The sequence below is a fragment of the Fibrobacter sp. UBA2449 genome, from assembly GCF_002342555.1.
Lineage (GTDB): Bacteria > Fibrobacterota > Fibrobacteria > Fibrobacterales > Fibrobacteraceae > Fibrobacter.
The window spans coordinates 33,811-58,283 of sequence record NZ_DDQF01000019.1 but is presented as its reverse complement, the minus strand read 5'-3'; the positions used below and the strand labels follow the sequence as shown (position 1 = coordinate 58,283).

At 54.9% G+C, this 24,473-nt stretch carries 22 protein-coding genes and 1 tRNA gene; 13 read left to right on the top strand and 10 right to left on the bottom strand.

Going from position 1 to position 24,473, the window contains the following annotated elements; all coding sequences use genetic code 11:
• Positions 1–41: 41 nt before the first annotated feature.
• Together B4B27_RS11705 and B4B27_RS11700 are read right to left on the bottom strand one after the other, a co-directional pair.
• The gene (locus tag B4B27_RS11705) at positions 42–1,637 is read right to left on the bottom strand and encodes an ABC-F family ATP-binding cassette domain-containing protein (RefSeq protein ID WP_290726701.1); all 1,596 of its coding nucleotides are present in this window, start codon (positions 1,635–1,637) and stop codon (positions 42–44) included.
• Positions 1,638–1,757: 120 nt separating this feature from the next.
• Complete coding sequence (locus B4B27_RS11700; protein WP_290726699.1) at positions 1,758–6,191, bottom strand: acyl-CoA dehydratase activase; 4,434 nt, start codon at positions 6,189–6,191, stop codon at positions 1,758–1,760.
• 166 nt (positions 6,192–6,357) lie between these two features.
• On the opposite strand from B4B27_RS11700, the gene B4B27_RS11695 reads away from it, so the two are divergent.
• Together B4B27_RS11695 and ruvX are read left to right on the top strand one after the other, a co-directional pair.
• On the top strand, positions 6,358–7,143 hold the full coding sequence (locus B4B27_RS11695) for an outer membrane beta-barrel protein (RefSeq protein WP_290726697.1): 786 nt from the start codon (positions 6,358–6,360) through the stop codon (positions 7,141–7,143).
• An 86-nt stretch (positions 7,144–7,229) separates the two neighbouring features.
• Positions 7,230–7,643 (top strand): Holliday junction resolvase RuvX, encoded by a 414-nt coding sequence (ruvX, locus tag B4B27_RS11690; RefSeq protein WP_173305466.1) that lies wholly within the window; start codon positions 7,230–7,232, stop codon positions 7,641–7,643.
• 14 nt (positions 7,644–7,657) lie between these two features.
• On the opposite strand, the gene B4B27_RS11685 is transcribed toward ruvX, so the two are convergent.
• Positions 7,658–7,984, bottom strand: a complete 327-nt coding sequence (locus tag B4B27_RS11685; protein ID WP_173380749.1) for a helix-turn-helix domain-containing protein — start codon at positions 7,982–7,984, stop codon at positions 7,658–7,660.
• 217 nt (positions 7,985–8,201) lie between these two features.
• On the opposite strand from B4B27_RS11685, the gene dapB reads away from it, so the two are divergent.
• The 4 genes from dapB to B4B27_RS11665 are packed head-to-tail and all read left to right on the top strand — an operon-like array spanning position 8,202 to position 11,571.
• Positions 8,202–9,032 (top strand): dihydrodipicolinate reductase, encoded by an 831-nt coding sequence (gene dapB / locus B4B27_RS11680; RefSeq protein WP_290726693.1) that lies wholly within the window; start codon positions 8,202–8,204, stop codon positions 9,030–9,032.
• Positions 9,033–10,049 (top strand): ABC transporter permease subunit, encoded by a 1,017-nt coding sequence (locus tag B4B27_RS11675; protein WP_290726691.1) that lies wholly within the window; start codon positions 9,033–9,035, stop codon positions 10,047–10,049. It abuts the gene before it with no gap.
• A gap of 54 nt (positions 10,050–10,103) precedes the next feature.
• Positions 10,104–11,129, top strand: a complete 1,026-nt coding sequence (locus B4B27_RS11670) for an aminoglycoside phosphotransferase family protein (protein WP_290726689.1) — start codon at positions 10,104–10,106, stop codon at positions 11,127–11,129.
• Positions 11,130–11,148: 19 nt separating this feature from the next.
• Positions 11,149–11,571, top strand: a complete 423-nt coding sequence (locus B4B27_RS11665; RefSeq protein WP_290726687.1) for a PTS sugar transporter subunit IIA — start codon at positions 11,149–11,151, stop codon at positions 11,569–11,571.
• A 13-nt stretch (positions 11,572–11,584) separates the two neighbouring features.
• Here the strand turns inward: B4B27_RS11665 and B4B27_RS11660 are convergent, their stop codons facing one another.
• The 4 genes from B4B27_RS11660 to B4B27_RS11645 are packed head-to-tail and all read right to left on the bottom strand — an operon-like array spanning position 11,585 to position 16,015.
• The gene (locus B4B27_RS11660; protein WP_290726685.1) at positions 11,585–13,009 is read right to left on the bottom strand and encodes a hypothetical protein; all 1,425 of its coding nucleotides are present in this window, start codon (positions 13,007–13,009) and stop codon (positions 11,585–11,587) included.
• Positions 13,003–13,956, bottom strand: a complete 954-nt coding sequence (locus tag B4B27_RS11655; RefSeq protein WP_290726683.1) for a glycosyltransferase family 2 protein — start codon at positions 13,954–13,956, stop codon at positions 13,003–13,005. Before B4B27_RS11655 ends, B4B27_RS11660 begins: the two co-directional genes overlap by 7 nt.
• Positions 13,953–15,068 carry a glycosyltransferase family 4 protein gene (locus B4B27_RS11650; RefSeq protein WP_290726681.1) on the bottom strand — a complete coding sequence of 372 codons (1,116 nt, stop codon included), beginning with the start codon at positions 15,066–15,068 and terminating at the stop codon, positions 13,953–13,955. The genes B4B27_RS11655 and B4B27_RS11650 overlap by 4 nt, the downstream gene beginning before the upstream one ends.
• A complete protein-coding gene (locus B4B27_RS11645; protein ID WP_290726679.1) occupies positions 15,068–16,015 on the bottom strand; it encodes a glycosyltransferase in 948 nt (315 codons plus the stop codon). Before B4B27_RS11645 ends, B4B27_RS11650 begins: the two co-directional genes overlap by 1 nt.
• A gap of 79 nt (positions 16,016–16,094) precedes the next feature.
• Here B4B27_RS11645 and B4B27_RS11640 point away from each other — a divergent pair, with 79 nt between their 5' ends.
• On the top strand, positions 16,095–17,249 hold the full coding sequence (locus B4B27_RS11640; protein ID WP_290726677.1) for a glycosyltransferase: 1,155 nt from the start codon (positions 16,095–16,097) through the stop codon (positions 17,247–17,249).
• On the opposite strand, the gene B4B27_RS11635 is transcribed toward B4B27_RS11640, so the two are convergent.
• On the bottom strand, positions 17,232–17,930 hold the full coding sequence (locus B4B27_RS11635; protein ID WP_290726675.1) for a hypothetical protein: 699 nt from the start codon (positions 17,928–17,930) through the stop codon (positions 17,232–17,234). The two genes, B4B27_RS11640 and B4B27_RS11635, sit on opposite strands and share 18 nt — an antisense overlap.
• An 11-nt stretch (positions 17,931–17,941) precedes the next feature.
• Entirely contained in the window at positions 17,942–18,955 is a 1,014-nt protein-coding gene (locus B4B27_RS11630; RefSeq protein WP_290726673.1) for a hypothetical protein, read from the bottom strand.
• Between the two features lie 80 nt (positions 18,956–19,035).
• Here B4B27_RS11630 and B4B27_RS11625 point away from each other — a divergent pair.
• Positions 19,036–19,108 (top strand) — tRNA-Lys (locus B4B27_RS11625).
• Between the two features lie 138 nt (positions 19,109–19,246).
• Here the strand turns inward: B4B27_RS11625 and guaA are convergent.
• Positions 19,247–21,082: a glutamine-hydrolyzing GMP synthase gene (guaA, locus tag B4B27_RS11620; protein WP_290726671.1), complete on the bottom strand. Its 1,836-nt coding sequence runs from the start codon at positions 21,080–21,082 to the stop codon at positions 19,247–19,249.
• A 40-nt stretch (positions 21,083–21,122) separates the two neighbouring features.
• Here guaA and purN point away from each other — a divergent pair, with 40 nt between their 5' ends.
• The 5 genes from purN to B4B27_RS11595 all read left to right on the top strand — a co-directional run bounded on the left by purN (position 21,123) and on the right by B4B27_RS11595 (position 24,473).
• Positions 21,123–21,716, top strand: a complete 594-nt coding sequence (gene purN, locus B4B27_RS11615; RefSeq protein WP_290726669.1) for a phosphoribosylglycinamide formyltransferase — start codon at positions 21,123–21,125, stop codon at positions 21,714–21,716.
• A 16-nt stretch (positions 21,717–21,732) separates the two neighbouring features.
• Entirely contained in the window at positions 21,733–22,524 is a 792-nt protein-coding gene (locus tag B4B27_RS11610) for a ribonuclease HII (RefSeq protein ID WP_290726667.1), read from the top strand.
• Between the two features lie 108 nt (positions 22,525–22,632).
• Positions 22,633–23,325, top strand: coding sequence for a MotA/TolQ/ExbB proton channel family protein (locus B4B27_RS11605; RefSeq protein WP_144063796.1), 693 nt, complete (start codon positions 22,633–22,635; stop codon positions 23,323–23,325).
• A 9-nt stretch (positions 23,326–23,334) separates the two neighbouring features.
• Positions 23,335–23,742, top strand: coding sequence for an ExbD/TolR family protein (locus B4B27_RS11600; RefSeq protein WP_173380763.1), 408 nt, complete (start codon positions 23,335–23,337; stop codon positions 23,740–23,742).
• Positions 23,739–24,473 (top strand): energy transducer TonB, encoded by a 735-nt coding sequence (locus tag B4B27_RS11595; protein ID WP_072812499.1) that lies wholly within the window; start codon positions 23,739–23,741, stop codon positions 24,471–24,473. The genes B4B27_RS11600 and B4B27_RS11595 overlap by 4 nt, the downstream gene beginning before the upstream one ends.

The window sequence follows — 24,473 nt, the reverse complement described above, 5'->3', positions numbered from 1 at the left end:
CGAAAAATGACGATAAAATGCGCCATTTAGGGGTTAATCTTTTATTTTTTCCTTGTTTTTTTGGTTTCGAGCCATTCGTCGAAGGTGATGCTGCGGTCGAGTACACCGTTCGGCGTGAGTTCGAGCACGCGGTTCGCGATCGTCTGTACGAATTCGTGGTCCTGGGAGCAGAAGATAATCGGGCCCTGGAAGGCGGTGAGGCCGTTGTTGAGGGCGGTGATGGCTTCCAAGTCGAGGTGTGCGGTCGGTTCGTCGAGCAAGAGGCAGTTCGCGTTGCTGAGCATCATGCGGCTGAGCATGCAGCGCACCTTTTCGCCACCGCTGAGCACGTTCGCGCTCTTGAGGGCTTCTTCGCCGGTGAAGAGCATGCGGCCGAGGAACCCGCGGATGAAGGTTTCGTCCTGTTCCTTGCTGTACTGGCGCAGCCAATCCACCAGGGAGAGGTCCGTGCCGAAGTAGGCGTCGTTGTTTTTGGGGAAGTAGCTGTAGCTGATGGTGTTGCCCCACTTGAGCACGCCTTCGGGTGCCTTGGTCTCTTCGGCGATGAGCTGGAAGAAGGCGGTCTTGAGCGTGTCGTATTCGCCGACGAGCGCTACTTTGTCCCCATTATTGAGACTAAAGTCAAGTCCCTTGCAAATAATTCCGTCACCGCCGTCGATGGTCGCGTTCTTGACTTCGAGTACGATTTTGCCCGGTTCGCGGTCCATCTTGAAGTTGACCCAGGGGAACTTGCGGCTCGATGCCGGCATTTCTTCGACGGTCATCTTGTCCAAAAGCTTCTTGCGGCTGGTGGCCTGCTTGGCCTTGGCGGCGTTACTGGCGAAGCGGCGGATAAACGCCTTGAGTTCTTCGATCTTTTCTTCGGCGCGGCGGTTCTGGTCCTTACGCTGCTTCTGGGCGAGCTGGCTTGCTGCGTACCAGAATTCGTAGTTACCGCCGTAGAGGTTAATCTTGCCGTAGTCGATATCGCAGGTGTGCGTGCAGACCGCATTGAGGAAGTGACGGTCGTGGCTCACCACGATTACGATGTTTTCGAAACGTTCGAGGTAGTCTTCGAGCCAGCCGACGGTTTCCAGGTCAAGGTGGTTTGTCGGTTCGTCGAGCAGGAGGATGTCCGGGTTGCCGAACAAAGCCTGCGCGAGGAGGACGCGGATTTTCTGGCCGCCGTCGAGGTCTGCCATCAGGTTGTAGTGCAAATCTTCAGGAATGCCGAGGCCCTTCAGAAGCACGGCTGCGTTGGAATCGGCTTCGTAACCGCCGATTTCGCCGAAGCGTGTCTCGATTTCCATGGCCTGCATGCCCTGTTCTTCCGTCATTTCGGGGAGCGCATAGAGTTCGTCGCGCTTCTTGCCGAGTTCGTAGAGCTCGGGGAAGCCCATCATGACTGTTTCGAGGACGGTATTTTGTTCGTAGGCGAAGTGGTCCTGCTTGAGAACGGCGATGCGTTCACCCGGGTCCTTGGTGACTTCACCGGTGTTGGGTTCGAGTTCGCCTGAAAGGATTTTCAGGAACGTGGACTTTCCGGCGCCGTTTGCACCGATGACTCCGTAGCAGTTGCCACGCTTGAAGGAGAGGTTCACTTCCTTGAAGAGGACGCGGCTACCGTATTGAAGACTGACATTGGAAACGTTGAGCATTAGTAGGTATCAGGTCGGGCCTTGCGGCCCTTTGAGGTGTGAGGTTTGAGGTTGTGAGGTTTGAGGGCGGTCGCTGCATATAGCTCAAAGGCACGTAGTGCCGTCCTCATACCTCATAGCTCATTGCTGATTTGCTTTTTCCAACTCGCGGGCGTTGATGATGAGCATCTGAAGCCTGTTCTCGATGTTCGCGAAACTCGTGTCCGGATCGTAGTCGAGGCTCAGGATTTGCACATGCGGGCAACGCTCTTTCACGGCCTTGGTGAGGCCGCGGCCACTGATGTGGTTCGCAAGGCAGGCGAACGGCTGCAAGATGATGTAGCTGTTCACGCCATGTTGCGCATTGTACAGGATTTCGCCCGGGATAAGCCATCCTTCGCCGGTGTTGTATGTCGGGTCGATGATGTCTGTGACGTAGTCCTTGAGTTCGTAGCAGTCTGCGTGGTGTTCGTAGAGCTTGAACTTGTGCATGGACTTGCGGGCGGTTTCTACGGCATGCGTGTAGACCTTCGCCGTCACGCCGCCTTCCACGCGGTCCATGAGCGGGTTCGCCGAGAATCCGCGTTTGATTTTTTCGCTGCGTACGACTTCGTCGACGCGGAAGAAGTCCGTCATGCCCGGGAGGTAGACTTCCATCCCGTTGTTCATGAGGTATTCTTCTACGAACCCGTTTGCGCTCGGGTGGTAGTTCATGAGAATTTCGCCAAGTACCGCTACGCGGGGCTTACGGATTCCGCGTTTGCGATCTTCGGTAATCTCGACACCATTGAACGCTTCGATGCACTGCTCGAAGACCTCGATGAGCTTGGAGGGGCGCACCAGCTGCGTGGTGGTGAGGTGACCTGCCACGGCGATAACCTTCGGCATCCACTCGTCGTAGACTTTTTGCGTGTCGCCCTTGTTGATTTCGTAGGGTCGCAGGGCTCGGTACATGGTCTCGATGGCATCCATCGTGACAAGGCCCCACAGCATGTGGAGGCGGAAGTCGAGCCCGAGCTGGAAGCCCGGGTGCATGCCTTTGTAGTCCACGCCGGTTGTGATGATGGTGACGTCCTTGAAACCGGCCTCGTCGAGGGCCTTACGGGCGAGTACCGCGTACTGCACGGCACGGCAGTTCTCGCAGTTCTTTGCAAGGCACATGGAGACAGCGTTCTGCGGCACATCCGGGTGATTGACGAGCCACTTCAGGGCTTCGCCGATGTTCACCTGGCAGGGGAAGCAGATATCGTTGTGCACGAACTTCTTGCCGAGCTCGATGGCTTCCTTGTCGGCCACGGGCAGGTATTCGGCGATGTAGCCTTCGCGCTTCATGTACTCGCTCGCGAGCACGGTAAATGCAGGAGAGAGGTTCGGCGTGAGGATACGGCGACGCTGCTTGTCTTCGGCGACGAACGGAGTGTGGTATAGCGGTTCGTGGCTTTCGGGCTTGTCGGGGAGGTTTGCCGCACGGCGTGCCTTCACCGTCTCGATGAAGCTCTTGATGCGGATGCCCACGGGGCCGCGGGCGTCGCCCTCGTCGAGCTTGAGCATGAGCATTTCCTTGTTGGAATCAAGGTGCAGCATGCGCATCATTTCGTCGGTCAAGATGGAATCGTGCCCGCAACCGAAGCTCACGATCTGCGCGAGTTCGATGTTCGGGTCCTTCGCCGCAATCATGGTGGCACCAATCATGCGCAGGTGGAAGGTGTTCTTGATTTCGATACGGGTGTGGCTCGGCACATCCTGGTCGTACACGCCGGGGAGCGATTCGGTGGTGAGCACCGGGATGCCCATGGCGGTAAAGTGGCTCGCGATGTTGTGGTTGATGAGCGTGTCCGCATGGTAGGGGCGGCCCGCAATCACCACGGCAAAACTGTTCTTCGCGCGCACGTCGTCAAGGATCTTCTGGCCTTCTTCCAAAAGGGTCGTGCGATAGCTGTTGAGAGCCTTCTCGCCTTCGGTCACGGCCTTGTCCAGGAGCTTCTTGTCGAGTTTCCAGTGTTCGTGGAACCAGTCTACGGTCTGGCTTCTGCGGAGCTTGGTGTTGAACCAGTGGAAAATCGGCTGGTCCATGGGAACGCCGTAATTCTTTTCGGGCTCGTCGGTGTTTTTGCAAACGTTCGGGTAGGCCTGCACCACCGGGCAAACGGATGTTGCCGTGAACTTGGTGTGGTCGCTCGGGATGGCAACCATCATCGGGAAGAAGATGCGGTCGACCTTCTTCTCGATAAGGCTGAGCACGTGGCCGTGCACGAGTTTTGCCGGGAAGCAAACCGTGTCAGAGGGCACGCTGTGGAGGCCCGCCTCGAACATCTTGTAGTCGCTCTGGCGGCTCACCACGACGGTGTAGCCGAGGCTCGTGAAGAACGCCTTCCAGAAGGGGAGGCTTGCCCAGAATTCGAGCACGCGCGGGATACCGATGGTCTTTCCCGTGTTCTCGACGAGCTTTGCCGGGGCGTAGTCCTTGACCAACAGCTGGTTCGTGCGCTTGATCATGTCGGGCACGGAGAGCATCTTCTTGTTGATTTCGGCGATGAGTGCCTTCGTCTTCGGGTCGTTCGGGTCGGCAGTGACTTCGCCGCGTTCGCAGCGGTTGCCGGTCACGAAACTCTGGCCGTCGCTGAAGGTCACAATCGTGCGGGAGCAGTGGTTGGTGCAGTACTGGCAGAGCTGGCCCGGCTGGTTGTGCCAGCTGAAGGTCTTCATGGCCTCGAGGCCGATAAAGCTCGACTTGAGGTCTGGGTTCTGCTTGCGCTTTTCTTCCATGAACTTGCGGGTGAGGAGCGCGATACCGATAGCGCCCATTTCGCCCGGACGTTCGGGACGGATGGGCTTGAGGCCGGTGTACTGCTCGAAGGCGCGGAGGACCGCGTTGTTCTTGAATGTACCGCCCTGCACCACGACCTTCTTGCCGAGGGTGTTCAGGTTACGGATACGGATAACCTTCGTAAACACGTTGTTGATGATGGAGCGGCAGATACCCGCGATGATGTCTTCGGGCTGCTTGCCGTCGCGCTGTTCAGTGATGATGGAACTGTTCATGAACACGGTACAGCGGGAACCGAGCTGCGAGGGGCTCTTTGCGTTGAACGCGAGTTCCGCAATCTTTTCCATCGGGATTCCGAGGCTGCGGGCGTAGGTCTCGATAAAGGAACCGCAACCCGAGGAGCAGGCCTCGTTCAAAATGATGCCGGTGACGACGCCGTCCTGCACGGAGATGGCCTTCATGTCCTGGCCGCCGATGTCGAGGATGAAGCTTACGTCGGGGCACAGGCGCTGGGCGGCGTTCGCGTGCGCGACCGTTTCCACGGTATGGTAGTCGGCATGGACGGCCTTTGCGAAGAGCTGTTCGCCGTAGCCGGTGGTGCCCACGCCCAAAATGTTGAGCTTGCAGCCGTATTCCTCGTAGCGGTCGGCGAGCTCGTTCATGGCGCGCTTCAAGACGGCGAGCGGTTCGCCGTCGTTGCTTGCGTAGAACCCGTCAATCACGTTGTCCTGCTCGTCCAGGAGCACGAACTTCGTGGTGGTGGAACCTGCGTCGATACCGAGGTAGGCGTTGATGGTCGAACCCGAGGCCGGCTGCGGGTAGTGGTTGTCGGCCATCTTGTGTTCCTCGAGGAACATCTTGTATTCGGCTTCGTTCTTGAAGAAGAGGTCGGCGGCGGCTTTCGCCTTGTTTTCGGCCTGGCGGACTTCGTTGAAGTGCACCAGGGCGTCGAGCGAGCCTTCCATGCGGTAATGGCATTCCTGGCCCGCGAACATGGAGCCGAGCGAGAGGGCTGCACCCATGGCGACGAGCACTTCGGAGTGTTCCGGCACGATTGCCTGTTCGTCGCTAATGCCCAGACGTTCCTTGAATGCGCGTACGAGCGTCGGGTTGAACGTGAGCGGGCCGCCCTCGAAAATCACGGGCGGCTTGATTTCCATGCCCTGGGCGAGGCCACCGATGGTCTGCTTCGCGATGGCGTGGAAGCTCGAAAGGGCGATGTCTTCCTTGGCGATGCCGTTGTTGAGCATCGGCTGGATGTCCGTCTTCGCGAACACGCCGCAACGGCCCGAAATCTCGTAGACCTTCTGGCCGCGCTTGGCGAAACCTTCGAAGGCTTCTGTCTTGATGCGGAGGAGTTCGGCCACCTGGTCGATAAATGCGCCGGTACCGCCCGCACACACGCCGTTCATGCGCATGTCGCTTGCGATGAGTTTGCCGGTTGTCTTGTCCTTTTCGAAGAATACGACCTTCGCGTCCTGGCCGCCGAGTTCGATGGCGACGCGCGATTCGGGGTAGGTGGCACGCACGGCGAGGGCGTTTGCCACCACTTCTTGCACAAAGAAGGCGTGCGTGGCTTCGGCGAAGGGCTGGCCGCCGCTACCGCAGAAGGCTACCCTGAAATTTTTGTCTGGGAAGAGCCCGTGGGCTTCTCGCAGCACCTCGTAGACCTTTTTCGCCTGCATGGCGTTGTGGCGCTGGTATGTGTAATGCAAAAGCTTGTTGGTCTCGGGATCGACGACCGCAATCTTCACGGTGGTGGAACCTACGTCCACGCCGACCCACAAATCATTCTTCAAATTGCTCATAGTGGTCGTAAAGATAGAAAAATTGGGGTGGGGCTTATTGGAAAACGGGACCGTTAAATGCCCAAATTCGCAAAAAAAAAGGAAATTGAATTTTTTGTTGACATCTGCTCGGGCTATTGTTATTTTTAACGAACAAATTCACAAACTTTTCATGAGGAGAATATCTATGAAGAAATTGACAGTACTTGCAATAGCGCTTGGCTTTGCTTTTGTTCCTTCGTTCGCCCAGTACGACGACGAGAATTACGGCGAAACCCCCGCTGAAACCGAAGAAAGCAGCTACTCGACAGAGGAATCCACCCAGGCTGAACCCGCTGAAGAAAGCGAGACCGCCGCTCCTGCCGCGGAAAAGTCTTCTGACGATACCGACTACAAGAAATTCCGTCTTGGCGGCCATATCGGCGTCGGCTTCGGCGGTCTTGGCGATCTTTCTGCCATTGGCGGCTATGTGGGCGGTTCCCTCCGTTACTACATCAACAAGCAGTTGGCTGTCGCTCCCGAAGTGAACTTCATCTTCCGCTATTTCAGTGAAACCACCGACCGAGTTTCCCTTGGCAATGGCTACGAATACGAATTTGAACAGGGCATCTCGCAAATCCTCATGGACGTGCCCGTGCTCGCCCGTTTCGAACCGCTTTCTTTCCTCTACGTGGAAGGCGGTCTCCGTCTTGCGTTCTGCCTTGCTGACATGTACTCGGCGCAGTACAACTACTATGATACCTACGGCAACGAGACTGACGCCTACGCAAGCGATCTTGTCGCCGCCGAAGACATTGAGACCAGCGGCGTTTATGTATCGCTTGTACTCGGTGCCGGTGCGCAGTTCCACCAGGGTGGCAACGACATGAACGTCGGTCTCCGCTTCATGTACGACTTCAACAGTGTAAGCGATGCTGTTGAAGACAAGCCGAGCGCCTGGAACATCCAGCTTTCGCTGACCTACCTCCTCTAAGATAGGTCTCGCTGAACGGCAAGTCGGCCCGGCTTCTAGCCGGGCTTCTTGTTTTTTAGCGGGCTTCTTTTTTATATTTCGTCCTGATGAACTACTTGGCTCTAGATTACGGAGAACATCGCGTCGGGGTCGCTTTTGCCGATTCCGAGCTGCGTATGGCATTTTCACGCGAAACCATTGACCAGAAGACGACAAACTTGTTTGTACGGCTCGATGAACTCGTGAAGGTGAACAAGATTGATGCGTTCGTGGTGGGAATGCCGTATCACCCCGATGGCCGTACCGACGGCAAGAACGTGGTTGTGGAAAAGTTCGTCGAGGATTTGAAACTGCGGTTTCCGGGCCTGCCCGTGTACACGCAGGACGAATCGTATTCGAGCGTGCAGGCGCAGGAAAAGACTTCGTACTTCAGCAAGAAAAAGAAGCAAAAAAATAAGGCGGTAATCGACCAGTTGGCCGCCGCCATTATTCTGCAAAGATGGTTGGATGAGAACGGTTGAAAATAACGGTCGGGTTATTTTTTCTTGCGGGTCTGTTCCACGTAGGTTTGGTATTTTTTCTTGTCGGCCGCTTTACGAATCGGGGAGGCGTTGGCTTCGAATTGCTGGTGCAGTGTGGCCCAGAATTCGGATGGGTCCTTGTAGAGAATTTTGAGAACGTTGTAGAGGTCGAAACTGATTGGGGTCTTTTCCCCGCGTTCCCACTTGCCGATGGTGATTCGAGTAACGCCGGAATGTAAACTTATGTATTCTTGAGTGAGATTGAGTTCGCTTCTTCTGGCTTTAATAATTTTAGAAAGTTCCAGGTCAAAGGCCTTTTCTTCATCGTTCTTCAGTTTCATGATATCCGATATTTAAGAAAAAACAACTAGCGGTTGTGAAAACATAAAACAGCATGTTGTAAACACAAGTTTTTGCTAATTGCCTTTTCCCGTAAACACTAAATTACAAAATATGTAAAGCCAAGACCACATGTTTACAAAAAAAGGTGATTTTCCGTGAGGAAAGAAGATTTATTCTGCTTTTTTTCTATTTTCCACTCCAAAAACAGGAGTTTTTATGTCTGTACAGGTAATGGTTAATGGTATTCCGGGCAATATGGGCCGTATCGTGGCCGAAACTTGCGTTGCACGCGGCTTGGAACTTGTCCCGTATTCATTGACGGGTGAGATTATCGTGGAAAACGAGGCAGAGGTGGCGGGGAAGACCATCCAGCTCTTGAAGCCCAGCAACCGCGAGGCCCGTATTGGCGAAGTGCTCGCGAAGTACCCGAATGTCATTTGCATCGACTACACGCACCCGACGGCCGTGAACGACAACGCCGCATTCTACGTGAAGCACAAGATTCCCTTCGTGATGGGCACTACCGGCGGTGACCGCGAGGCGCTTGCGAAACTCGTAGCCGAAGCGAACCACCCGAGCGTGATTGCCCCGAACATGGCCAAGCAGATTGTCGCCTTCCAGATGATGATTGAATTTTTGGCGAAGGAATTCCCGACGGCGTTCAGTGGCTACAAGCTTTCCGTTGTGGAAAGCCACCAGAAGACGAAGGCCGACACGAGCGGTACGGCGAAGGCCGTTGTGGGAGATTTCCAGAAGATGGGATTCGATTTCTCCGTGGACGATATCGAGAAGGTTCGCAACGAAAAAGAACAGATGGAACGCATGCACGTGCCCGAGGAATACCTCGGCGGTCACGCCTTCCACACCTACAGCCTCGACAGCGCCGACGGTACGGTGCATTTCGAGTTCCAGCACAACGTGTGCGGCCGTAAGATTTACGCCGAGGGCACTGTAGATGCCGTGAACTTCCTCGCCGAGCAGATTGCCGCCGGTACCGCCAAGCCCTTCAACATGATGGACGTGCTGCGTTCCGGAAAGATGAGGTAAATGCGCTCGTATATCCTCCGACGTCTGCTGCTCATGATCCCGACGCTCATCGGGATTTCGCTGGTGTGCTTTATTCTCATCCAGCTGTTGCCGGGCGGCCCCGTGGAGGAAATGATTTCGCGTGCGCAGCAGGCTGCCGCCATGAAGGGCGGGGTAGATGCCTCGAAGGCCTTGTCGCCCGACCAGATAGCACAAATCCAGGCGTACTTCGGTTTTGACCAGCCCGCCTGGAAGCGCTACCTGACCTGGCTCTGGAACGTACTGCACCTTGACCTGGGCTCGAGCTACACCTACGGCCTCCCGGTATGGGACGTCATCGTGAGCCGTTTCCCGATATCGCTCTTCTTCGGGATAACTTCTTTCTTCCTGAGTTACCTTGTATGTATTCCCCTCGGGCTCTGGAAGGCGGTGCACCACGGAAGCAAGCTTGATTCCTTCAGTTCGGGCTTGATTTTCTCGGGCTACGTGATGCCGGGATATGCGCTTGGCATTCTGCTCATCATCTTCCTTGCGGGCGGGTCGTACCTCGATATTTTCCCGCTGGGGGGCCTCACGAGCGACGACTTCGAGGATTTTAGTTTGTTTGGAAAAATCGTGGACCTCGGGCACCACTTGATTCTTCCGATTTTCTGCTACATGATTAGCGAGTTCGCATTCCTGACCTTCCTCATGAAGAATTCCGCGCTCGAGGAACTGGGGAAGGACTACATGCGCACTGCCTTAGCCAAAGGTATGAGCTTCAACCAGGCGCTCGTTCGCCATGCGCTCCGCAACGCGCTTATCCCGATTGCCACCCGCCTCTCCGAAATCTGCACGCTCATGTTCGCGGGCGCTCTCCTTATCGAGAAAGTCTTCGATATCGACGGCATGGGCCTTTTGTATTACAATTCCATGGTGAACCGCGACTACAACGTGGTCATGGGAATCATCTTCCTCAGCAGCCTCATGGCCATGGTGGGCCGCCTCTTCAGCGATATCCTCTACACGCTCGTGGACCCGAGAATCAAGTTCTCGTAAAGCCAATGACCAATGACCGATAACTAGAATTTTTTATTTGCTATATTAAAAATCATGAGTAACGAATCCTTGCAAATTTCTCCTGTTATCAAAGACTATCTGCTTTCTCGCGGCTATTCCGAGAATTTTACCGTTTCCTCGATTGCAGGGGCAGGCTCGGGCCGCCAGTATTTCCGCATTTCCGAAGGTTCCAGGTCGTGCGTGTTGCAGGTCTGTGCCGAAGTGAACGATGACTTTAGGCATTTTGTGGATTATTCCAAGACCTTCCGCGATTTTGGCCTGCCGGTGACGCGCGTCTACTGCGTGGATGAAAGTTCGTGCCAGGTGCTGCAGGAGGACTTGGGCAAGCGTAACCTGTTGGACGAGGTTTCTCCGGTGAGCCCGGGTGTGCGTTCGGGCAACGAGCGCATTATCTACCCGACGGTCATCGATGCCCTCGTGAAGTGGCAGGAGGCGAGCCAGCCGATTTTCAGTAGCCACACGGAACTCTGGATTCGCCGGTTTGACTTTGCCGCCCTCAAGTGGGAAACGGATTATTTTACGGACAATTTCCTCAAGGCCCATTGCGGGATTACCGAGATTCCGCAGAGCGTGATGAACTTCTACTCGCTTCTGGCGGTCTCTGTGGATGCACAGCCCAAGGTGCTCATGCACCGCGACTTCCAGAGCCAGAACATCATGGTGCGTCCGAATTCCGAAATTGCGTTTGTCGATTTCCAGGGTGCGCGCCGCGGTTCGGCATTCTATGATATCGCAAGTCTCCTTTGGGACCCGTATGTGTGTTTGCCTCTTTCGATGATCAAGGACTTTTACGAATACTGGCGCATGCAGAACAAGCGTGTGCAGGCCTATTCCAAGGAAGATGCGTGGGAGAGCTTTATCCATGCGAGTTTGCAGCGCGTGATGCAGGCGCTGGGCGCCTACTGCTTCCTCAGCAAGGTGAAGGGCATCGAGAAGTTTAAACAGTATATCGAACCTGGAAAGGCACAACTTCGGACTTTGTTTGGCGAATTCAAGAAGATTGCGAAGGCGACCGAGCCCGAGGCCATCGAGTTTATCGAGAAGGCTCTGAACGGCTAGATTTTCAGCGTCGAGAACCATGCTCCCGCTCTATTTTAAGCAATATTCTGCTTCCGAGCCTTTTAGTCGAGCGCTTGGTTTTGCCTATGACGCCCTTGTTCACTCGGGAGTCTCGTTCGATGCGCATGCCGTGTGGAATAGCCTGAGCGAACGGGTTGCGCAGGGAATCTACATGGGAGATGGACTCCTGTTGCCGCATACGCGCGTAAAAGGGCTCGCTGAGCCGCTGGCCGCGTTCGCCGTTTGCCCTGATGGCTTTGCCGGTGTGAATACGCGAGGTAACGAAAGGGCTCAGTTCTTGTGCGTGTTGCTTTCGCCCGCGGAGTCGGCCACGGCGCATACGCTCGTGATTGCGCAGTTGGCGAAAATGCTGCTTGATTCTGAATGGAAAGCGCGGGCGATTGCTGCCAAGAGCGACGAAGAACTCAAGTCCTTGTTCTAGGTTTTGTTGTGGCCTACCATTGCAGGGTGCCGGTGGCGTAAGCGCGGTAACCCTTGTAGTCGCCGAAGTAGCGGGCGTATCCGGCTCGGAAATCCATCCATCCCCAAGGAGAAAGCGAAAGCCTTGCGCCAAGCTCGGTGTATTTCTGGGTGGTCTCGTCGTTCAGAAACTTCTTATCTATGGCATCCTGGGGACCATGAATGTCGTCGATGTTTCCGCCGAATGCGGTGTCCTTTGCCACCTGGCTTGCAAATAGAGTCGCCGTTATGAACTTGTATGAAGCGCTCAGCTCGGTGTGGATTTCCTGGCTGTTGGGTCCGAGGTCGCTGCCGAGGTCTTGCGAGTAGCTGGCATAGGTATAGCCTCCGCCCTTGTGGTGCGTGTAAACCCAGGGCTCGATGCGCGTGTATTCGGAGAACATGTCGAGGCGGACGGGGCCGATGTAGAGGCTGTCGCGGGCGACGCCAATTGTCGCAGCCCACTTGTTGCCCCACCAGCTGTCATCGAACATGCTTGTGGGAGTTTTCATGTCATCCCAGAGGAGTTCGCCGTAAAATTCCCAGTGCGGTATCGTGCGGACGCTCAGGTCGAACGCGAGGGAGATGTTGTCCTGGTCTCCCTGTATGTGTTCCTGGAAGTTGTACATGATGAACGGGATGACATAATTCCATTCGAAGTCGCGGTCGGTGCTGTCGGCATCGGCATTGGGATTGGTGTTTGCGGGTTCCGTTGTAGAACCGTAAATGGCGGTTTCGGAAAGCCCCAGCGTGATGCGTGCGGGAAGGCTGATGTCGAGCCTGTGGGCATGCATGTACTTGCCCTTGTTTTTTACTTCGAACAACTTGGCTGCATATTGCGTATAGTCTATAGGGCCAATCGAGAACTTGTAGCCGAAGTAGGGCGTGGGGGCGGGAATCCACAGTCGGCTCGAAGAATCCTGCCATGGGCGGTAGAACGACCTGTCTCCGCGTAGGATGACATGGTTGTGGCGCGCGGGCCCGAATTCGATGTAGTCGAATCCGGCTAGCAGCGTAAACGGTTTGAGCGTGTAATCGACCTTGGCTGCGAACTGGTCCCACGTGCGCCTGTTTTCGCTCTGCTTGTTGTAAGGGAGGCCTTCGTTCGGATTGTAGAAGTTGTCGAAGATTTCCCTGTTGGTGAAGTCGTTGTTTACGTTGACCTGGGCTTCGAAATGAAAAGCATCCGTGAAATGCCCGTCCAGGAAAAGGCGGACTGACATCTCGTTGTCGTAGTGCGTTGGCGCGTTCTCGAAGTTCGTGATGGCGACGGAATCGACGAGTTGCGCCCGGATGTTCACTTCGTAGTTGCGTGCGGAGTCGACAAACGTGAAGTGAGCAGGCGTAGGGGGCGCACTTGCTGTTGCGCATATTGTTGCAAGAAGGATGAGCAGGGTTAAATATTTCATAAGCGTTACCATAGAGCCTCCTTGAGGAGGGCTAAGTGATGCTTGACGTAGACGCGATTTCTCGAACCGTTCTTCCCGAGACAGCGGGGAAAGCTTGCCGCGATGCGGACAAGGCTTCGGCAGAAGCGGAACGATTTCGACAGCAGGTATCCGCGGAATCCGAAATGCTTCTTGAATACGTATTGCTGGGCGCGGTCGTGCTGAAGGGCGCGCTTGAGGTTGCCTTCGGATGAGCCGCCTCCGAGGTGGGTTAGTTCGACTTTGTTGCAGATGAAGAATCGTGCGCCCAGTTTGCGTGCGCGTAGGGCAAGGTCTGCATCTTCGTAATACATGAAAATCCGCTCGTCGAAGAATTCGCCCTCTTTCTGGAGCTCGTCGTAGAGGCTTCTGCCGAGCATCCAGCAGACCCCGCTTGCCCAGTGCGTTTCGGCATAGCCGCCTTTGTATGCAGGCTTGCCCTGCAAGATTCTTGCCGCCTGTGCTTCGTTGCGGAAAGCATTTGTGAAGAAGGGAATGCTCCCGATTCCTTCGGGACCGAGACCCGCAAAGTAGTTGGGCTGTTCGCTTCCGTCGGGATTTTGGACACGTGGAACGACGATGGCGTATTTGCAGGTTTTAATTTGCTGGTCGAGTGCGTTTCGCAGTTGCGGAATCATTTGGCTGTCGAATCGCGTGTCGTTGTTCAGGAGGCAAATTGCGTCAAAGTTCTCGCCGTCGCGAATGAGAGAGCGGATGGCAAGGTTGTTGGCCCTGCCGAACCCGAGGTTGCCTTCGCATGGGTATACATGGACCGAAGGAAAATTTTTTCTGATGTTTTCTGAAGTTCCGTCTGTGCTGGCATTGTCGGCTACGGCGACAACATAATTTTTTTTGTCTGCCAACTGTGCGGAAAGGTCGCGCAGGCAGTTCTGCGTCATTTCCCAGCCGTTGTAGGTGACGAGGATGATGGCGGTTTTCATTTTCCTGCCTCGCATGATGGAACTAGCTGGTCGAATGCCTGTAGCAGCAATCGGGCTGAATTTTCCCACTGGTACTGATTCAGAATCTCGATGCGCTCCTTTTCCTTGTCTAAGGGAATTTCAAATTCGCCTTTATTGAGGAAGGACTCGATGATGGCGGCAATGGAATCAGGATCATGTGCGTCAAAATAAATTCCGCACCCTTTTGCGATGCTCTCCATGACGGAATCTTTTGATGTGAGTACGGGGGTGCGGCATTTAAGGGCTTCTAGGACAGGCAGGCCGAATCCTTCATAGAAAGAAGGGAATATGACTGCAGCGCTTGTTGAATAAAGTTCCTGCAGTCTTTCATCGCTGACGAATCCGAGGTGGTGGATGTCGCTTGCGATTTTTGAATTCTGGATGAGTTTGTTTTCGCTGCTGTTGTTCCAGCCTTTGGGCCCTGTGAGGTTCAGGGGGACGTGTATTCCCTTGTCTGCCAATTTTTCCAAAGCGACAACCAGGTTCTTCAGGTTCTTGCGGGGTTCCAGGCTTCCGACAAAAAGGAACTGCTTCTTTCTTTCTGCGGGTGGCGGCGGGAGCGTGTTGCTGATGCCGCATGCGATGACCTTGACTTTTTCCATCGGGAAATCTGGCAGGAAATGATGGAGTTCCTGCCGGGTGAAGTCCGAGTTGACTGCGATGAAATCTGCGCACCGGATAGATTTCTCCCCAATGAGGGTGTTGATCCAGCGTACTGAGCGGCGCATGGTTTCGGGGTAACGCCGATAAACGAAATCATGTACGGTCAGAACTTTCTTGCATCTGGTTTTCCGTAGGGGAATCGTCTGTTCTGGGCCCCAAAAAAGGTCAATGAGGTTTTCGTCCAGCAATTGCGGTAGAACCTTCTGTTGCCATAAGATTCCTGGCAGTTTCTTGTAGAGCCTGTTGCCTGGATTCGGACACGCCTTGAAACGGGGATTCGTAAGGGGGTAGTCTATGGGTTGCGGCGAAAAGAGAAAATAATCGTTCTTTGAGTCGATTTCCTGGAGTGCATTGAGCAACTGAGTAAGATAGCGGCCGATGCCACTATTGTTGTAGCGCAAGCACTTTATGTCGATCCCGATACGCATTAGTCTTTACCAAAGATTTTATGGGCGAGTGGAAGCCCTACTGCAGAAAACAGTTCGCGTTTTAAAGTCTTGATGGGCGAGTCTTTTAAGAACAGCTTTCTATGGTGGCGGATAATCCAAGGAAGTTTCGAGAGAACGAGCGGTTTCTGTAGACGGGTTCTGGAAAGATCTATCAGCTCGTTTGCGAACAGAATCTCTGCTTCGGTCAGTTTGAGTCGTTCCCTGTGGGTGAGCAAAGTCTCTACCCAACGGATGCGTTCTTCCAGTGTCTTTCGCATTGACTTGTCCGGAACACCGCCTACGGCATTTGCTCCATGGATGCGGTATTGGATGACGGAAACGTCGGTTGCCGCTATTCCGCCGTTTTTATCGGCAATCATCGCAATCCAGCGGTCGTGAACCGAGACTCCTTCGGGAATAGGGAGTACCGCATCCAGAAGGGAAGCCCTGAAAAGCGACATGCAGCCGGTCACGTTGTTGATGCCGGCGATTTGATGCTCGATAGAAATGTGTTTCTCGATTTTTGCGAATTCACGCCAAGAATCGGCAATCTTGTTTCCGTCTCCGTCGATAACTTCGGCATCGCCAAAGACGAGCGAGGTCTTGGTCGAATCGATTTTCTTCTCTAGAACTTCGAGCTTTTGCGGGAGCCAGACATCGTCCTGGTCGGCAAGAGCGATCAGGTCGTCTTCGGTAATAAACTTCTGGGCGAGGGTGAGCGCATGCGAGAATGCGGCACGATGGCCCGTATTTTGCGGGAGCGCTTCGATTTGTAGGGGGAGTGTATCTCTGTAATTTTCAAGAATTTCACATGTCGAATCTTTTGAGCCGTCATCGACCGCGATAATGACATCTGCCGGCCTGCTTTGCGCCACGAGAGAATCAAGCATCTTCGAAAGATACTTTTCGCCGTTGTAGGTTGCAAGGACTACGCAGATTCTGGCCATAATCCGAATATAGCAATCTTTGTTATTTGGGCTTATGCCATGCAGTTAATTTTTTTATTTTTATCGATATATGCCCGGCATGCCCAAGATAGTGTTTATTTGCGACAAGAACGAACGCACGAGTTTTGGCCGTTTGACCATGAACTTGCTCGATGCCGTATGCGGAAAGTTCGATGCGCATGTGCTTTGGCTCAAGACACCGAAGTTTTTTCCGGATGAGGTGAATGCGGAAAAATCGGCAAAGATGTCGGTCGCGGATGCTCGCGGGTTTACGGCGCACGAGGTATGGGCGAAGTCGCTCTATACGGGATTTTTTGCATTCCGTTCTCCCCTGAAAAAGGTGTTGCGCGAAATTGCCCCGGATATCGTGTTCTTTATCCGTCCGGAACTCGGATTCCTGGTCCCCATGGCAAAATCGGCATGCCCGTCTGCTAAATCGGTGATGTTCGTGCACGATACGTTTGCTGAGACGCTCTACTCGCACAGTGTCAAGTTCAGGCTGTTGAACATGTTCTTTATTCGTCCGACAGTCTGCGCGGATTCTTTTGTCTATAATTCCGAATGGACCCGGGGCGAGGCTGCCAAGTATTTTGGCAAGAAGATGGCTGATTCGCCGGGGAAGGTAATCGGCTGCCCGATTGATTCCGCATTGTTCAATATGCCGGATTCACCCATGACACAGGAAGAACGTGCCGCGTTCCGCAAAAAACATGGGATGCGCAATTACAAGGGCATGTGCCTGAACGTGAGCCTTGACGAGCCGCGCAAGAATATCGATACATATTTCGAAATGGCTCGCCTTCGTCCCGATGTGGCCTTCGTGCGTGTAGGCAAGTTTTCGGAGCGGCTCAGGAACATCGTGAACGAGAAGAAACTCTACAACGTGTTCCATTTTAACGAGTTCAAAGCTTTGGAATTGCGTGAGTTCTACCGCCATGCCGACTTGATGGTTTATCCGAGTTTTCTGGAAGGTTTCGGGCTTCCGCCTATCGAGGCAATCGCTTGTGGCACGCCTGCGGTCGGGGCCGCGACGTCGGCTGTCAGGGAAAACCTTGCTGGCGTATGCCCTCTTGTTGATCCGCCGACCGATGCCGAGGCTTATGCCGCAGTTCTTGACCGCGTGCTTGCTGGCGAAAATGTCGTTGAAGAAACGGCTGCGAAAGCCTTGCTGGAACGCTGTTCCATGGAAAAATTTGCAAGCCGTGTTTGCGAGTTCCTAGAAAAGTTTGTCTAGACTCTCTTTTCTTAGCTTACTGAGAAGGGTTGCTTTTTCGCGTTTTTCTTGCAGGGCCCTGCGGTTGGCCCATAAATGGTGGATGCAACCGGCATGTCGCAGCAGAAACCGCCGTGATTTCCACAGTCCGAATGATTTGACTATGGCGTAGGCAAGGTCGTTGATGTTGCCGTAGGGGGTTCCTGCGGCTGTTCCCGAAGCGACTAGGTAGGGAACGGAAAACATCGATCCTCCGGCATGGAGCATGCGGAAGGAATAATCTGCAAGCTGTTCTTCCGTCGAGAGTTCGTCATCGAATCTGCCGGTGCGCTGGACGATGCGGCGCGAAAATGCTGCTAAATAGGGGTGCGGCGCGGCCACGTATCGGAGCGGGGCGTTTTCTTCGAGCATAGCAATCCCTGCGCGCTTGTCGAACCTGAATCCCGAAAGGAATTTCCCGGTAGTCGTGTCGTGGATGCGCGGGGCGAATGCGTCGACCATAGGAAACGAGGATATTGTCTCGGCGAGGTCGTTCAGGAATTTGCGGTCGATTTGTATGGAACTGTGGGCGAAAACGATCCATTCGGCATCGCTATCTAAAAGCTGTTCGTTAAATCTGTCTGTGGAAAACCACCCTAGAGCCTTGTCCGTGAAGGGAGGCGCCATCCTGTCGCCCCATACAAAAACATCGAACTGCCGCATGGGTCACTCCGCTACAGCCCTACGCGAAGACCGATGCGGTGCTCGAAACCGAGCCCCTGGGCGAGGTAGGAGAAGGAGTAGTCGAGGGAGAATAGTTGACTCGTGTAGCCGAGGCCCGCACTGAGCATGCGCCCGGACTGGGATTCGTCGGGCCTGCTGCTTGCCGAGATGAGCTGCTTGAAGTCGCGGGTGATGTCGAGCCAGGCGCGGGTGAAACCGGCGCGGACGAAGAAGCTTCCGCCAAGAGCGTATTCCCCGCCAAGTTCCAGGCGGGACTCCGCATAACGCGGGAATTCGCTCGCGGCTGTGACGGTGAGCCTCGGAAGGATGACCGGTCTGTAATACCCGGCAATGGTGAATGTCTGCGACATTGGGTAGTAGTCGTCTTGCGAATCGTCGGTGTAGTCCCGAAGGAGAGAACCGAAGTCGCGTGCCGTGAGAGCGAATCCGAATAATTTACTGGACGATTGCCACGAGACGCCCCAGTCGAAGGCGGCGCCCCAGGCAGTGCGGTCGCCCTTGTCGTCGGCGAGAGTTTCGGTTGCGAACTTGGCTGTAGCACCGACGTGGATGTGCGTCATCGGTAGTGCAATGGTCGCTGTCGCGAGCTGGCTGAAGGGGTTATAGTCTTTCCCGGTCTCGTTTCCGTATTCGTCATAGCCGTTGATTGTTCCGTAGTCGAGCCAGTTGTATGAAATCTGGTAGATAAACTGCTTGTAGGTGGACGTGTAGGAGATGGACCCCTGGTTGTCTGCCATGTCGCCTGTTTGCCAGTGGATTTCACCGATGCGCTTGATCCCGTCCGGCATGCGCAGTGCTGCCGGGTTGATTTGAACGACGGTAGGGTCGGTGGAGGGGACAGCCGCTGCTGATTTTTCGAGGGCCGCGTTACGGGGACTGTCGAAAGTGCTCATGAAAGAGAACACTTCGTTTCCCTGGTCGTCTTGGGAAAAGTATGCGCTTGCACTTGTCGTTGACAACAATCCACATGCGACAAACGAAATGACTTTACCCTTCAGATTCATGCCCTAAATTTACAAAAAAAGCAAAAAACGAACCGCCGACCTTTACAAAAAAGCGTTTTTTTCGTATATTTGGTCTGCTCGGGCTATTAGCTCAGTTGGTAGAGCAACGCCCTTTTAAGGCGTGGGTCGAAGGTTCGAGCCCTTCATAGCTCAGTGAAAAACCGGTTCCGAATTGTCGGGGCCGGTTTTTTCGTCCTTGCAGACTAAATAAAAAACCGAATGGGTTTGTCTCATTCGGCTTTTGAGTAAGCATTTGTTTGATCTACTCCCATTGCGACTGCGCTTTGCTGTTTACTCCCACTCAATAGTTCCGGGGGGCTTGTGCGTCACGTCGTACCACAGGCTGCCAGCGCCTTCGGCTTCGAACTTGCGCCAAAGACCGGCGAGCATTCCCTGGTCGATTTCGGCGAAGTTTGCGGTCATGGCTTCGGTGGAGTTCACCGGGCGCATCACAATGCAGGGCTTGCCCGCCGTGCGGAGCGGCACGAGAACGACCGGCATCTGCCAAATCTTTTCGTACAGGTCATTTGCCTGCAGGAATTCGGTGCAAATGTTGTCGAACTTGCGGAGCGTATCGAAGTTTTCGCGGGTGGCGAACTGTTCCACAAGCTTCGGGTCTTCATCGGCCACGCTACCAATCTGGTAGATGACGCGGTTGATTGCCTTGAAGCGGTTCGCAAGTTCGGTGGAGAACTTTTCGCAATCCTTCCAGGAGAGACCCGGAGTGGTGATAAGGAACGGCTGCGCGTAGGTGCGTCCGTCGCCTTGCACGCCCACGCTCTTGATGGGGAGCAGGCGGCCTGCAATCTTGTTCGCCTTCAGGTAGTCGGCGAGGGACTGACCGGCGGTGTCCTTCACGTCTTCGAACTTCACGAGGTCGTCGGTAAGCTTGCCCTCGCTACAGAGCAGGCGCACGCCGAGGCCCGGGCCCGGGAACGGGTGACGCCACACTAAGTTGTGCGGAATGCCGAGTTCTTCGCCGAGGGCGCGGACTTCGTCCTTGTACAGATCGGCGAGAGGTTCCAGCACGAGGCCCTTTTCCATAAGGTCCAAGACTTCCTGCACGCGGTTGTGGTGCGTCTTGATCTTGTCGGCGTTCTTGGTGCCGCCGCTTTCGATGGTGTCGGGGTAGATGGTGCCCTGCGCCATCATCCACTGGTTCGGATCGAGGTTGAGCTTCGCCATTTCCTCGTCCTTCACCGTCAGGAATTCCTTACCGATGATGCCGCGCTTGGTTTCCGGCGCGGTCACGCCCTTGAGCTTAGCGAGGAAGTGTTCGCTGGCGTCGCGGACCTTCAGGTTGTTCATCCCTTCGGCCTTCAAGAATTCCATAATCTTTTGGGATTCGCCGAGGCGCATCATGCCGTTGTCCACGTGCAGGCCCAAGACCTTTTCCGGTCCGAGCACGCGGTTCAAAAGAACGAATGCCACGGTGGAGTCCACGCCGCCACTCACGAGCAAGAAGACCTTGCGGTCCTTGACCTGTTCCTTGATGCGCTCCGTGATGAGCGGCAGGTAACTCTTCATGTTCCAGGTCTTCTTCGCGCCTGTGAAGTCCACGAAGTTTTCGAGCAACTTCATGCCGAACTTGCTGTGGGTGACTTCGGGGTGGAACTGGATGCCGAAAATCTGGCGTTCGGGCTTATCGCTATCGAAGGCGACGGCTGCGATTTCGCAGTCCTTGGTGCTGGCCACAATCTTGTAGCCCTCGGGGAGCTTGGTCACCTGGTCGCCGTGGCTCATCCACATGGGGCTGGCCTTCGGGAGGCCCTTCAGAATCGGACAGTTCTCGTCACCCACGATAAGGTCGGCGATTCCGTATTCCTTCACCTTGCCCGGTTCCACATGCCCGCCCAACTGCTGGGCGATAAGTTGGTGACCGTAGCAGATGCCGAGTTTGGGCACCGGGAGGTTCAGAATTTCGGGATTGTATTCCGGGGCGTCGGCCGCATACACGCTACTGGGGCCACCGCTGTAGATGATTCCCTTCACGCCTTCGAGTTCGCTGACGGGAGCGGCGGGGGAGTGGATTTCGGTAAACACGCCCAGGCGGCGCACGCGGTTAGCAATCAGGTGGGCGTACTGCCCGCCAAAGTCCAAAACTGCAATAGTATCGACGTTTTTCATACGGCCCAAAAATAGAAAAAAAATTTCTATCTTTGGCCCCATGTTTAAAATTGGAGTGATGGCTTCCGGTGGTGGAAGCAATTTTAAGGCAATTATCGACAAAATTGGCTCTGGCGAACTCGATTGCCAGTGCAAGTTCTTGATTACCAATAACGGGAATTGCGGAGCTGTGGGGCACGCTTCGGAATATGGCATCCCGGTTCACCATATTTCGGGCAAGACGCACCCGGTTGTCGCGGATTACGAGGCCGCGATGATGGATGTTCTGAACAAGTATGACGTTGACCTGCTGATTCTGGCGGGCTACATGAAGGCGCTCCCTTCTTGCATGATAGCCCGTATGCCCGACCGCATCATGAATATCCATCCCTCCCTCCTGCCCAAGTACGGGGGAAAGGGCTACTGGGGAATCCACGTGCACGAGGCGGTGATTGCCGCGCATGAAAAGGAATCCGGCCCGACAGTCCACCTGGTGAGCGAAGAAATTGACCAGGGACGCATCCTCTCGCAGGTGAAGGTTCCCGTTTTCGAGAATGATTCTCCCGAGGTGCTTGCGGGCCGCGTGCTCGAACAGGAACACAATCTATATTGGAAGACCATCCGCGACTATGCGGGCAGCCTTGGACTTCACTAGGTCTATAGGGAATGGTATGAGATTCAGGCTGCCAGCATTCCTTGAAAATGTCGAAACTCCGGTAGAAGGGGAGAACCTATTGCGGAGGTTTGTCGCCGACCCTGCATCTGTTGGCGGTGAAGAGACGCTTGACCTGTTCTCGCTTGCAGAAACCGGCGCAAGGAAAAACGTTGTCGTTGTCGGCATCGACGAGGTGGGCCGGGGCCCGCTTGCAGGGCCCGTGGTGGCGTGCGCGGCAGTGTTGAAAGCGCCCGATATCATGCCGGAACTGAACGATTCCAAAAAGCTTACGCGCAAGAAGCGCGAGGCGATGTTCGATGCCGTGAAGGACGCGTGCGCCTGCTATGCAATCGCGAGTGCGAGCGTGGAAGAGATTGACCGCCTGAACATCCTGGAGGCCGATTTCCTTGCGATGCGGCGGGCTTTGCAGGCGCTCGGAATGCCGGGACTCGATGCTCCCGCACCCGAGATTCCTTTGGAAGTGAAAAGTTCGTTTGCGGAAGTCTCGGGCTCGCCGGTTCCTTATGTTTTCGTTGCGGTTGATGGCAACCTGAAAATCCGGGGTGTCCCTGCCGAGATGCAGATGCCCATCGTTAAAGGGGACGGCCGCATTGCAAGTATCTCCGCTGCGTCTATCCTCGCGAAAGTATTCCGTGATCGCTTTATGGACAAATTAGCGGAAGAGTATCCGGGTTATGCGTTCGAGGTGAATGCGGGCTACGGCACGAAGGCGCATCTCGACGGCATCCGTAAATTCGGGTTTACACCCGCACACCGCAAGAGTTTTCACCCGAAAGGGCTGGAATGACAATTTGGGGGGCTTTTTGCCCGTTTAAGTTGGTCTAAAAAATATCTTTTTGCTACATTGTGCACGGGGCGTATGTTTTCGCCCGGAATTTTTTCTGAGGAGGTTCTTTTGAACAATTCCATCCCTCTTGTGCAAATGGTTTTGCAGTCCGATATCGCGACTATCGTGGTTCTCTGCATCCTTGCCATTATGTCGCTCGGTTCCTGGGGCATCATCATCGTAAAATTCTTTACATACCGCAGGAGCAAGCACGCGAATGCCGAGTTCTTCCGCAAGTTCAGTACGGTTACGCAGTTCGTGCAGTTGCAGGGCCTTTGCGAGACCGCCGAGGACAGTGCGCTCCGCCGCCTTACGGCCGAAGTGCTGAAGGAAGCCTCCAAGTTCAGTAACTTCGTGAGTTACGACTCCATCCAGCACCGCGCATCGCTCCTGGAAGACACCATCCAGCGCTCCATCGAGGGCCTGCGCCTTACCGAAGACCGCTACCTGAGCTTCCTTGCCACAAGTTCGAACCTGGCCCCGTTCTTCGGCCTTTTGGGTACGGTGTGGGGCATCATGATTGCGTTCTTCCAGATTGGCCAGCACGGCTCCGCCGACCTTTCCGTCGTCGCTCCGGGTATCGCCATGGCCTTGATTACCACGGTGGGCGGCCTCGTGGTCGCTATCCCCGCCTCTGCGGGCTACAACTACTTCACCAGCTGCAACGGCCAGAACGAAATCTCTTACTTCAACTTCGGTTCGCAGGTATTGAGCCTGTTCAAGCGCGGCGACCTGCTCGCCCTCGAAGAAGTTGCCGGCTAGGAGGCCTAGGTGAAGCGTAGCCGCGGAAAAGAACTCAAGCAGGAGATGAACCTCACGAACATGATCGACATCGTGTTCTCGATCCTTATCGTGTTCATCATCTCCGCTCCGCTCATGAGCCAGGGCGTGAAGGTCGACCTCCCGAAGGCCGAAGCCCCGACGATGGAGCAGGAAAAACTTTTGAAGGTGTCCATCACCAAGGACGAGAAGATCTACATCGCCGACATGCAGGTGGATTTTGGCAGTTTCAACAACGTGTTCAAGTCCCTCTGGAACGGAGAGATGGCGGTCGTCATCAATTCCGACGAGAACGTCCATTACGGACTCGTGATGAAGGTCGTTACGCAGGTGCAAAAATTGGGCGTGACAAAACTCGGGTTCCTTACGATGAATCCTAAAGAAAAACCGGGTAAATGAGCAAGGAAGAAGAAAGGATAAAGTACTTCAGCTCGGACGTGGATTCCACGCTCGTGAAGATAATCGTCGTGGCGGTTGTCTTCCATTTTGCCGTCGTGGCGTTTTTCATCGGGCTGCATTACGTGAATCTGAAGCCGGAACCCGAGAAAATTCCCGTGTTCGAGATGGTGCAGGTGGCCCAGCCGCCTCCGCCTCCGAAGCCGGTACAGCCGAGGCCTCCCGAGCCACCGAAGCCCAAGGAGCCACCGAAGCCCAAGGTGAACAAGGAGCTCCCGCCAGAGATTAAGCCCGAGCCGGAGCAGAAGCCCGAGGAGGTGCACGAAGAGGTTCCGCCGGAACCAGAACCGGAGCCCGAACCGGAACCGCAGGAGGATTTCCCGGTCGACGATCTCGACCTGCCCGTTGCAGTGGAGGCCCCGAGCCTGAATCCGGTGGGTTCCGTGGACATGGATCCGCTGATGCAGGTCTATCTCGAACAGCTTAAGAAGATTATCATGAGCAACTTCAAGCCGCCCAAGGACTTGAAGGTGGGCCGCGATGCGAAGACGACCGTGCAGTTCCAGGTGGACCGCTTCGGCGGTATTACCGCAGTGATTCTCAAGAAGTCGTCGGGCAACAAGGCGTGGGACCACCTTTCCGTGCGCGCGGTGCAGATTTCGAAGGTGCCCGAACTGCCGCCGAACTACCGCGCCCCGAGCCTCGTGCTGCATTTTAACTTTACTCCGAACTGA

Bases quoted from the DNA above. Each gene is read 5' to 3' on its own strand.
- guaA (WP_290726671.1), bottom strand. From the start codon at position 21,082: ATGAAAAACGTCGATACTATTGCAGTTTTGGACTTTGGCGGGCAGTAC.
- B4B27_RS11665 (WP_290726687.1), top strand. From the start codon at position 11,149: ATGCTCCCGCTCTATTTTAAGCAATATTCTGCTTCCGAGCCTTTTAGT.
- purN (WP_290726669.1), top strand. From the start codon at position 21,123: ATGTTTAAAATTGGAGTGATGGCTTCCGGTGGTGGAAGCAATTTTAAG.
- B4B27_RS11675 (WP_290726691.1), top strand. From the start codon at position 9,033: ATGCGCTCGTATATCCTCCGACGTCTGCTGCTCATGATCCCGACGCTC.
- ruvX (WP_173305466.1), top strand. From the start codon at position 7,230: ATGAACTACTTGGCTCTAGATTACGGAGAACATCGCGTCGGGGTCGCT.
- B4B27_RS11670 (WP_290726689.1), top strand. From the start codon at position 10,104: ATGAGTAACGAATCCTTGCAAATTTCTCCTGTTATCAAAGACTATCTG.
- dapB (WP_290726693.1), top strand. From the start codon at position 8,202: ATGTCTGTACAGGTAATGGTTAATGGTATTCCGGGCAATATGGGCCGT.
- B4B27_RS11645 (WP_290726679.1), bottom strand. From the start codon at position 16,015: ATGGCCAGAATCTGCGTAGTCCTTGCAACCTACAACGGCGAAAAGTAT.
- B4B27_RS11655 (WP_290726683.1), bottom strand. From the start codon at position 13,956: ATGAAAACCGCCATCATCCTCGTCACCTACAACGGCTGGGAAATGACG.
- B4B27_RS11650 (WP_290726681.1), bottom strand. From the start codon at position 15,068: ATGCGTATCGGGATCGACATAAAGTGCTTGCGCTACAACAATAGTGGC.
- B4B27_RS11685 (WP_173380749.1), bottom strand. From the start codon at position 7,984: ATGAAACTGAAGAACGATGAAGAAAAGGCCTTTGACCTGGAACTTTCT.
- B4B27_RS11635 (WP_290726675.1), bottom strand. From the start codon at position 17,930: ATGCGGCAGTTCGATGTTTTTGTATGGGGCGACAGGATGGCGCCTCCC.
- B4B27_RS11660 (WP_290726685.1), bottom strand. From the start codon at position 13,009: ATGGTAACGCTTATGAAATATTTAACCCTGCTCATCCTTCTTGCAACA.
- B4B27_RS11610 (WP_290726667.1), top strand. From the start codon at position 21,733: ATGAGATTCAGGCTGCCAGCATTCCTTGAAAATGTCGAAACTCCGGTA.
- B4B27_RS11700 (WP_290726699.1), bottom strand. From the start codon at position 6,191: ATGAGCAATTTGAAGAATGATTTGTGGGTCGGCGTGGACGTAGGTTCC.
- B4B27_RS11695 (WP_290726697.1), top strand. From the start codon at position 6,358: ATGAAGAAATTGACAGTACTTGCAATAGCGCTTGGCTTTGCTTTTGTT.
- B4B27_RS11630 (WP_290726673.1), bottom strand. From the start codon at position 18,955: ATGAATCTGAAGGGTAAAGTCATTTCGTTTGTCGCATGTGGATTGTTG.
- B4B27_RS11640 (WP_290726677.1), top strand. From the start codon at position 16,095: ATGCCCAAGATAGTGTTTATTTGCGACAAGAACGAACGCACGAGTTTT.
- B4B27_RS11595 (WP_072812499.1), top strand. From the start codon at position 23,739: ATGAGCAAGGAAGAAGAAAGGATAAAGTACTTCAGCTCGGACGTGGAT.
- B4B27_RS11705 (WP_290726701.1), bottom strand. From the start codon at position 1,637: ATGCTCAACGTTTCCAATGTCAGTCTTCAATACGGTAGCCGCGTCCTC.